This is a genomic window from Mesorhizobium tianshanense (assembly GCF_007830515.1).
GTDB lineage: Bacteria > Pseudomonadota > Alphaproteobacteria > Rhizobiales > Rhizobiaceae > Mesorhizobium > Mesorhizobium tianshanense.
The window spans coordinates 20,734-29,418 of sequence record NZ_VLKT01000071.1 but is presented as its reverse complement, the minus strand read 5'-3'; the positions used below and the strand labels follow the sequence as shown (position 1 = coordinate 29,418).

Genomic DNA, 8,685 nt, shown 5'->3' with positions numbered 1-8,685 from the left:
CCCAGAACCCAGCCTGGCCTCGCATCCAACGCCTCCGTGCAAATCACCAGGCGAAGTGAATCAAAATGCGTTCTCGATTGCTAGGTTTTTCGAGGCGTCCGATTGCAGCACGGCTATGTCGAATCCTTTAACGGCGGATGCCGCGATGAGCTGTTGAACGAGAGCCTATTCTTCGGCCTCGACCGCGCCCGAAGCGCTATTGCCGAAGGGAGGCAGGACTTTAATACGGCAAGACAGCATTCCTCGCTCGGCTATCAGACCCCGGCGGTCTTTGCCGGAACCCTCACCGCAACCGGCTCCGGCGCTGCGCTCAATGACGGCTTCGCGTCTCCGCCGGTTGCTCAACCCGCGCCCTACGGCGTAACAGAAACGGCTGAGGCTCTAATCGCCGCTGGATGACAGTTCAGTGGCAGGTCAGGCGGAGCAAAACGAGGCCAGTTGACGTGCGTGTTGGGGAGCGCCGGGAGGGAACGTCCTTGTCGTGGTCAGCGCCAGTCAATCGCGAGATAACGCCTCGATGGGTTTCAAACGCGCCGCTTTTTTCGCAGGAAAAAAGCCAAAGACCGCACCAACCACAACAGCCATGACGCAACCGACGCTGACTGCGTGCAACGAGATCACCATCGGAATAGGTGTTCCGATGGCGTCGGTGAGCGCGCCAAGGCCGAAGGCGAGGGCGACGCCCGCGCAACTCCCCATGGTAGTGATGGCAAGGGCCTCGATCAGAAACTGCAACATAATATCGCTCGCCCGGGCTCCGACAGCCATCCGCAAGCCGATTTCGTTGGTGCGTTCGGTGATCGACACCAGCATGATATTCATCACGCCGATACCTCCGACCAACAGCGTAACAGCTCCGATAGACGCCAAGAGCATCGAGAGAGTTCGCGTCGTCGTCTCAATCGACCGTCGTATTCGATCGCTATTGTATGTGAAGAAATCCCGCGTTCCGTGACGTTTCTCCAAGAACGCTATCACGGCTTTCTCGCCAACGTCCGTACCAACGCTCTCATTGATTCGGACCACTAGTTCGGGCAGCTGTTGCGAGCCGGAGATGCGGGAAATCGTGCTGAAGTGCGGAATGAACACTTGCGGGCGCTCGTCCTGCCCTAAGGATCCGCCGAGCTCTCCAATGGCGCCGACAATCACGAAGGGCACACCCTTCACGACCAGGATCTCACCAATCGGACTCCTTGAATCTCCGAAGAACGTCCGTCGGGTGTTGTCATTGATGATCGCCTCCTGCAGAGCGCGATTTTCACCGCCGGTGAATCGGCTGCCCTGCGATACGGGAAGTTGCGCGATGTCGAAATAGGCGTTGTTCACTCCCCTGATTACTCCGTCGACGGTCCTGCTCTCGAACATGAGTTGCCCGGTATCCACAGCCAGCGGACTGACACTATTTATGTAAGATTGCTCTGCCAGGGCGGCCGCATCGTCGGGAGTGAGCGTATCGACATTTCCGCGGTTGCGGTCATCCCAGCCAGTGCCAGGGAAGATGCTGATCGAATTTGCGCCAAGGGTGTTGATCTGGTCGAGAACGATCGCCTGGCCACCCTCACCGAGACCAACGACGGCGATTACAGACATGATGCCCACGACGATTCCGAGCAGTGTGAGAGCGCTACGCAGCCGATGTGCGGCAATCGATCGGAATGCTATTCTGGCAGCCTCGGACGTTCTCCTGAGGAAGCTTGTCAGGAAACCGGGCTTTTCCGCAAGATCGACGAGACCGGGCAAGGTAGGCGCTACGGTCGCGACGTTGCGTCGATCGGAGACGATCTGTCCGTCGTTGATCTCGACGATCCGATCGGCGTGCCGAGCTACGCCCATGTCGTGTGTAACCATGATGATGGTGTGTCCTTCCACATGAAGGGTCTTCAGGTGGTCCAGAACAATCGACCCGCTCTTTGAATCGAGCGACCCTGTCGGCTCATCTGCAAGAATGATCTCTCCCCCATTCATCAACGCTCGGGCAATCGATACGCGCTGCTGCTGCCCACCCGACATCTCCATAGGGCGATGATGGAGCCGATCTTCCAGACCGAGTTGGGTTAGCAATCGCCGGGCTCGGGCTCGCCGCCTCGACTTCGAAACACCGTTATAGATCGCCGGCATCTCGACGTTCGATACTGCGCTCAGCGAGTTCAGAAGGTGATACCGCTGAAACACAAAGCCAAAATGCCTGCGCCTGAGTTCTGCGAGCGCGTCCTGACCAAGAGCCGCCACATCCTGCCCGGCCAAAAGATAAGTGCCGGCCGTCGCCGCATCCAAGCACCCCAGGATGTTCATAAGCGTCGATTTGCCGGAACCGCTGGAGCCCACAAGCGCAACGAATTCGCCGCGCTTTATCTCGAGATTGATTCCTCTAAGCGCCTCGACGGTTTCTCCTCCCATGGTGAAAGACCGGCCGAGATCGCGGAGCTTTACCAGATGCATCATTCAGCTCGTGCCCTTTGGCGCGGATACGTCGAGCAATACGGTCTCTCCTTGACGAAGACCTTCAAGTACCTGAGCGTGAATCCTGTCCGTATAGCCAGTCCGAACCGATCGCTCTGTCACCTTGCCGTTTTTGCCCTTCACCTTGACTAGATATGATCCGTTTGCCTGTCGCAGCGAAAGCGCCGCCCATGGCACAAGCAAGACATCATCAGCACGCCCTATTGAAATGCGCACTTGGGCGGTCATCCTGGTTCGAAGTTTTTCTTCTGGATTCTTCACCCTGAGCACGCCGTGGTAATAGACCGCGCTCGCTGCCTCCGTGGAGTGACCCTTGGCCATGGACGGAGGTGCATATTCAACCGCCTCAAGCGGGGCCTGGTAGCGCGTTTGTGGATCTCCGAAGATCGTGAACCAGGCGTTTTGACCAGGCCTTGTGCGCCAGACGTCGACTTCGGAAATCCGGATCTTTACCACCATCTCGTCAAGGGTCGCGATCACGGCGACCGTTGGCGAAGTCTGCACAGAATTGAGCGTCTGTCCCGGCTCGATCGGGACTGCTACGATCTTCCCCTTCATGGGCGCGGTTATCCGCGTGTATGCGAGGGTGGCTTGCGCGGTCTCAACGTCGACCTCGCTTTGCTGAATCTTGGCCTCCAGCGAGACCAGTTCCGCCAAAAGCGTCTGGTATTTTGTTTCAGCTTCTTCGAACGCCTTCTTAGAGATTGCATGATGCTCACTGAGGATACGTTGTCTCCGAGTGTCGGATTCCGCTAATCGTATTGCTATTTGCTTCACGTCCCTCTGGGCCTTCATGTCCTCTACCTTGGCCTTCGCAATTCTAAGGGCGTTTTGCTGTGGAATAGCGTCGATCTCCGCCAGAAGGTCTCCGGGCATGACGGTCTGGCCGACTCGAACATGGATCGACTTGATCTGGCCCGATACCTGGGCGCCAACGCGGACCATTGAGACTGGCTCAAGAGTGCCTAGGGCCAATACGACCTCTTCAACTGAACCTCGCGTAACAATCGCCGTCATTTCGTCGGGTCGCGACCTTTCCGCAGAATGTGCCCAAAAAAAAGAAAAATACGCCGCAAATAAAATCAGCGCGGCGATCACCATTAGAACATATGTCGATTTCTTTCCCATTTAGATTCCGTAATTCTCGCCAAGGACGCCTGATAGTGAAAAATAAATTGCAGACACTTATAATTTGTCCAGGAATGTTAAGTAAGTTTGATGTATTCTTTGCATTTTTCGATAAGGAGAAAGAGTTATTACGAGCAAACGCATCGGTTGGTACCTTTCGAAATTTATCTTTATGAAGCACCTCAAAGATTTCGATGCTCGTTGCCATCACGAGCCGCCCACTGACTGCCTTGCAATGCGCATGCCAACTTTACGGCTGGAACGCGACAATCTGGGATCCTTCGGCGCATTTGGTGCAGGTTGCGGGATTCGCCGACGGTGCGAATAAGTTCATAGACATCGCAATCGACGCCGTCATTGCCCGTGCTTTGCACCTTCCGCTCGCTGATTTCACGCGAGCTTTCGATTGTCCAAATTGTCCCAAAGGCAGACAGGGTGGTGCTTGTGGCCCAACCGAAGGCGATGGACTTGTGTGTCCATGTTGCGGCCGCCGAACCACGCGGGATCAATAGCAGCCTGGAGCGATACACAGGTACCCGTGGACCGAGGCCCCTGCAGCAGGTCTCCCGACGAAAAGTCGTCTCAGACTCGCTGTCCCAACTTGCTCCGGTCACCGAGGTCAACCTGTAGCGGTCTCGAGCAGCGCCATCCGACACTTTCTGTCGTCTTTGTCGGGTCCGCTACACAGGGTTGTTCAGGCAATCGATTGTCGGCCCTCAGCCTAAACCGTTGAAAAGCAAACACTAAGTTCTTCTCTGTTCCAATCGGACAAGTTGGCACGAGTCTTGAAACCCTTTGGTGCGAGGCGGCGAGAGCTGCCGACCGGCATTCATGTCGCGGGCAGCCGCGATCGATGGAACGAAGGAAGGAAAGCTACATGTCAGGTCTGCGTCAGATCGCCTTTTACGGCAAGGGCGGCATCGGCAAGTCCACCACCTCCCAAAATACGCTCGCCGCCCTTGTCGACCTCGGCCAGAGGATCCTCATCGTCGGCTGCGATCCCAAAGCCGACTCCACCCGCCTGATCCTGAACTCGAAAGCGCAGGATACGGTCCTGCACCTCGCGGCACAGGAAGGTTCGGTCGAAGACCTCGAACTCCAGGACGTGCTCAAGGTCGGCTATAAAGGCATCAAGTGCGTGGAATCCGGAGGCCCCGAGCCGGGTGTCGGCTGCGCCGGCCGCGGCGTCATCACCTCGATCAACTTCCTCGAAGAGAACGGCGCCTATGACGATGTTGACTATGTCTCCTACGACGTGCTCGGGGACGTGGTGTGCGGCGGCTTCGCGATGCCGATCCGCGAGGGCAAGGCTCAGGAAATCTACATTGTCATGTCTGGCGAGATGATGGCGCTCTATGCCGCCAACAACATCGCCAAGGGCATCCTGAAGTATGCCCATTCGGGCGGAGTGCGGCTCGGCGGCCTGATCTGCAACGAGCGCCAAACCGACCGCGAGCTCGACCTCGCCGAAGCGCTGGCTTCCAGGCTCAATTCCAAGCTCATCCATTTCGTGCCGCGCGACAACATCGTCCAGCACGCCGAACTCAGGAAGATGTCTGTGATCCAGTATGCGCCGGACTCCAAGCAGGCGGGGGAATACCGGGCGCTGGCCGAGAAGATCCATGCCAATTCGGGTCAGGGCACCATCCCGACCCCGATCACCATGGAGGAGCTCGAGGACATGCTGCTCGACTTCGGCATCATGAAGACCGACGAGCAGATGCTTGCCGAGCTTCAGGCCAAGGAAGCGGCGAAGGCGGCCGCACAGTAAAGAGCGCTGCCGACACGAGGCGCCGCCTTGACTGGCGCGCCTTTCAAAGAACGGCGCCTCGTCGGTGAGGCGTCACCCGAACCTTGAAAGGGGTCCCATGAGCCTGGATTACGAGAATGACGGCGCTCTCCATGCGAAGCTTATCGAGGAGGTGCTGTCGCAATATCCCGACAAGGCGGCGAAGCGCCGCAAAAAGCACCTCAGCGTCGCAAAGAGCGGGGACGAGGCTGGCGAGGAAGGCGAGGTCCTTTCCGAATGCGACGTCAAATCGAACATCAAGTCCATTCCGGGCGTGATGACGATTCGCGGCTGCGCCTATGCCGGCTCAAAGGGCGTGGTGTGGGGTCCGGTCAAGGATATGGTCCATATCTCGCACGGCCCGGTCGGCTGCGGACAATATTCCTGGTCGCAGCGCCGCAACTACTACGTCGGCACGACGGGCATCGACACGTTCGGGACAATGCAGTTCACCTCCGATTTCCAGGAGAAGGACATTGTTTTCGGCGGCGACAAGAAGCTGGAACAGATCATCGACGAGATTGAGGAACTGTTTCCGCTCAACAATGGCATCACCGTGCAATCCGAATGCCCGATCGGCCTGATTGGCGACGACACCGAAGCAGTGTCCCGTAACAAAGCCAAGGAGCACGAAAAGACGATCGTGCCGGTGCGCTGCGAGGGTTTCCGCGGCGTCTCGCAATCACTCGGCCATCACATCGCCAACGACTCGATCCGCGACTGGGTCTTTGAGAAGAAGGACGTGGAGTTCGAGGCCGGCCCGTACGAAGTCAACGTGATCGGTGACTACAATATCGGCGGCGACGCCTGGGCCTCGCGCATCCTGCTCGAGGAGATAGGGCTGCGCGTGGTCGGCAACTGGTCAGGCGACGCCACACTCGCCGAGATAGAGCGCGCGCCGAAGGCCAAGCTCAATCTCATCCATTGCTACAGGTCGATGAACTACATCTGCCGGCACATGGAGGAAAAGTATGGCGTCGCCTGGATGGAGTACAATTTCTTCGGCCCCTCCCAGATCGAAGCCTCTCTGCGCAAGATAGCCAAGCATTTTGGGCCCGAAATCGAGGAGAAGGCTGAGAAGGTCATCGCCAAGTACAGACCGCTCGTTGATGCGGTCATTGCCAAGTACCGGCCGCGCCTCGAAGGAAATACCGTGATGCTTTATGTCGGCGGCCTGCGCCCCCGTCACGTCATCACCGCCTACGAGGACCTCGGCATGGTGATCGTCGGCACCGGCTATGAGTTCGCTCACAACGACGACTATCAGCGCACGGGCCATTACGTGAAGAATGGCACGCTCATCTATGATGACGTGACCGGCTACGAGTTGGAGAAGTTCATCGAGGGCGTTCGCCCTAATCTCGTCGGCTCGGGCATCAAGGAAAAATACCCGGTGCAGAAGATGGGCATACCGTTCCGTCAGATGCACTCCTGGGATTATTCAGGACCGTATCACGGCTATGACGGCTTTGCCATTTTCGCCCGCGACGTGGACCTTGCCATCAACAACCCGGTCTGGGGCCTATACCAGGCGCCCTGGAAAACAAGCCCGAGCCATGGGCGAGCGATGGCTGCCGAGTAACACCTGACCTTAGCCTAGTCTCCCCAGGGAGACGACTAACGCCCGCGGCCGCGTGGTCCGCGGGAGACCTGAAACGTCTCGACGTCCCTGAGCTGCCGTATAGCGCGCCCAGATGAAAGAGGTAATCACCCATGCCGCAGTCGGCTGAAAAAGTTCTCGACCACGCCCCCCTGTTCCGTGAGCCGGAATACAGGCAGATGCTTGCCGAGAAGAAGCTGAATTTCGAATGCCCGCACCCGGATCAGATCGTTACCGATCAACGCGAATTCACCAAAACGTGGGAATACCGCGAAAAGAACCTCGCCCGCGAAGCGCTCGTCGTGAACCCCGCCAAGGCCTGTCAGCCGCTCGGCGCGGTCTTCGCGGCCGCGGGCTTCGAGCGAACCATGTCCTTCGTCCACGGCAGCCAGGGCTGCGTGGCCTATTACCGCTCGCACCTGTCGCGCCATTTCAAGGAGCCCGCTTCGGCGGTTTCCTCCTCGATGACCGAGGATGCGGCAGTATTTGGCGGCCTGAAGAACATGGTCGATGGGCTCGCCAACACGTACCAGCTCTACGACCCGAAGATGATCGCTGTTTCGACCACTTGTATGGCGGAGGTCATTGGCGACGACCTGCACAGCTTCATCGAGAACGCCAAGGACGAAAATTCGGTCCCGCGCGACTTCGACGTGCCCTTTGCCCACACGCCGGCCTTCGTCGGCAGCCATGTCGACGGATATGACGGCATGGTCAAAGGCATTTTGGAGCACTTCTGGAAAGGCCAGGAGCGCACGGAAGCCGCGGGAACCATCAACATCATTCCGGGTTTCGACGGCTTCTGCGTTGGCAACAACCGGGAACTCAAACGCCTGCTCGATCTGATGGGCGTGTCCTACACCTTCATCCAGGATGCCTCTGACCAGTTCGACACGCCGTCGGACGGCGAATACCGCATGTATGACGGCGGCACGAAGATCGACGACGTGAAGGCGGCACTCAACGCCGAGGCGACGCTGTCGCTACAGCATTACAACACCCGCAAAACGCTGGAATATTGCGAGCAAGTCGGGCAGGCGACGGCCTCGTTCCATTACCCGCTGGGCGTCCAGGCGACCGACGAATTCCTGATGAAGGTCTCGGCGATCTCCGGCAAGGAAATCCCCGAGACAATCCGCCTGGAGCGCGGCCGACTGATTGACGCCATGGCGGACAGCCAGTCCTGGCTGCATGGCAAGAAATACGCGATCTATGGGGATCCGGACTTCGTCTACGCCATGGCCCGCTTCGTCATGGAGACCGGTGGCGAGCCGACCCATTGCCTCGCCACCAACGGCAGCTCGGCATGGGAAGCCGAGATGAAGGAACTGCTTGCATCCTCGCCCTTCGGAAAGGATGCTCAGGTCTGGTCGGGCAAGGACCTGTGGGCGATGCGCTCGCTGCTCTTCACGGAGCCGGTGGACCTGCTGATCGGCAATTCCTATGGCAAGTATCTGGAGCGCGACACCGGCACGCCGCTGATCCGGCTGATGTTTCCGATCTTCGACCGGCACCATCACCATCGCTTTGCGCTCATGGGCTACCAAGGCGGGCTGCGCGTGCTGACGACGATCCTCGACAAGATCTTCGACAAGCTCGATCGCGAGACCAGCGAGACAGGCGTGACGGACTATTCTTATGACCTCACCCGCTAACAGCGGCGGCCGCCTTTTCGCCGACGCCATCCGTCCCCCAATGGTCTTTGGAG

The 8,685-nt window shown here is 58.3% G+C and carries 5 protein-coding genes and 1 pseudogene; 4 read left to right on the top strand and 2 right to left on the bottom strand.

The genetic code is table 11. The features are described 5' to 3' along the window. Positions 1 to 93: 93 nt before the first annotated feature. Positions 94 to 399 (top strand): annotated as a pseudogene (locus tag IQ26_RS34195) (integrase core domain-containing protein); the annotation flags it as partial. Positions 400 to 495: 96 nt separating this feature from the next. Here the strand turns inward: IQ26_RS34195 and IQ26_RS34190 are convergent. Together IQ26_RS34190 and IQ26_RS34185 are read right to left on the bottom strand one after the other, a co-directional pair. Beyond that, entirely contained in the window at positions 496 to 2,442 is a 1,947-nt protein-coding gene (locus tag IQ26_RS34190; RefSeq protein ID WP_145722804.1) for a MacB family efflux pump subunit, read from the bottom strand. Beyond that, positions 2,443 to 3,588, bottom strand: coding sequence for an efflux RND transporter periplasmic adaptor subunit (locus IQ26_RS34185; RefSeq protein ID WP_145722803.1), 1,146 nt, complete (start codon positions 3,586 to 3,588; stop codon positions 2,443 to 2,445). A gap of 877 nt (positions 3,589 to 4,465) precedes the next feature. Between IQ26_RS34185 and nifH the strand changes: the two genes are divergently transcribed. The 3 genes from nifH to nifK all read left to right on the top strand — a co-directional run bounded on the left by nifH (position 4,466) and on the right by nifK (position 8,632). Then, complete coding sequence (gene nifH / locus IQ26_RS34180) at positions 4,466 to 5,359, top strand: nitrogenase iron protein (protein WP_095494267.1); 894 nt, start codon at positions 4,466 to 4,468, stop codon at positions 5,357 to 5,359. Positions 5,360 to 5,456: 97 nt separating this feature from the next. After that, positions 5,457 to 6,959: a nitrogenase molybdenum-iron protein alpha chain gene (gene nifD / locus IQ26_RS34175; RefSeq protein ID WP_145722802.1), complete on the top strand. Its 1,503-nt coding sequence runs from the start codon at positions 5,457 to 5,459 to the stop codon at positions 6,957 to 6,959. A gap of 131 nt (positions 6,960 to 7,090) precedes the next feature. Continuing rightward, positions 7,091 to 8,632: a nitrogenase molybdenum-iron protein subunit beta gene (nifK, locus tag IQ26_RS34170; protein ID WP_145722801.1), complete on the top strand. Its 1,542-nt coding sequence runs from the start codon at positions 7,091 to 7,093 to the stop codon at positions 8,630 to 8,632. The last annotated feature ends 53 nt before the right edge of the window (positions 8,633 to 8,685 follow it).

Bases quoted from the DNA above. Each gene is read 5' to 3' on its own strand.
- IQ26_RS34190 (WP_145722804.1), bottom strand. From the start codon at position 2,442: ATGATGCATCTGGTAAAGCTCCGCGATCTCGGCCGGTCTTTCACCATG.
- IQ26_RS34185 (WP_145722803.1), bottom strand. From the start codon at position 3,588: ATGGGAAAGAAATCGACATATGTTCTAATGGTGATCGCCGCGCTGATT.
- nifD (WP_145722802.1), top strand. From the start codon at position 5,457: ATGAGCCTGGATTACGAGAATGACGGCGCTCTCCATGCGAAGCTTATC.
- nifH (WP_095494267.1), top strand. From the start codon at position 4,466: ATGTCAGGTCTGCGTCAGATCGCCTTTTACGGCAAGGGCGGCATCGGC.
- nifK (WP_145722801.1), top strand. From the start codon at position 7,091: ATGCCGCAGTCGGCTGAAAAAGTTCTCGACCACGCCCCCCTGTTCCGT.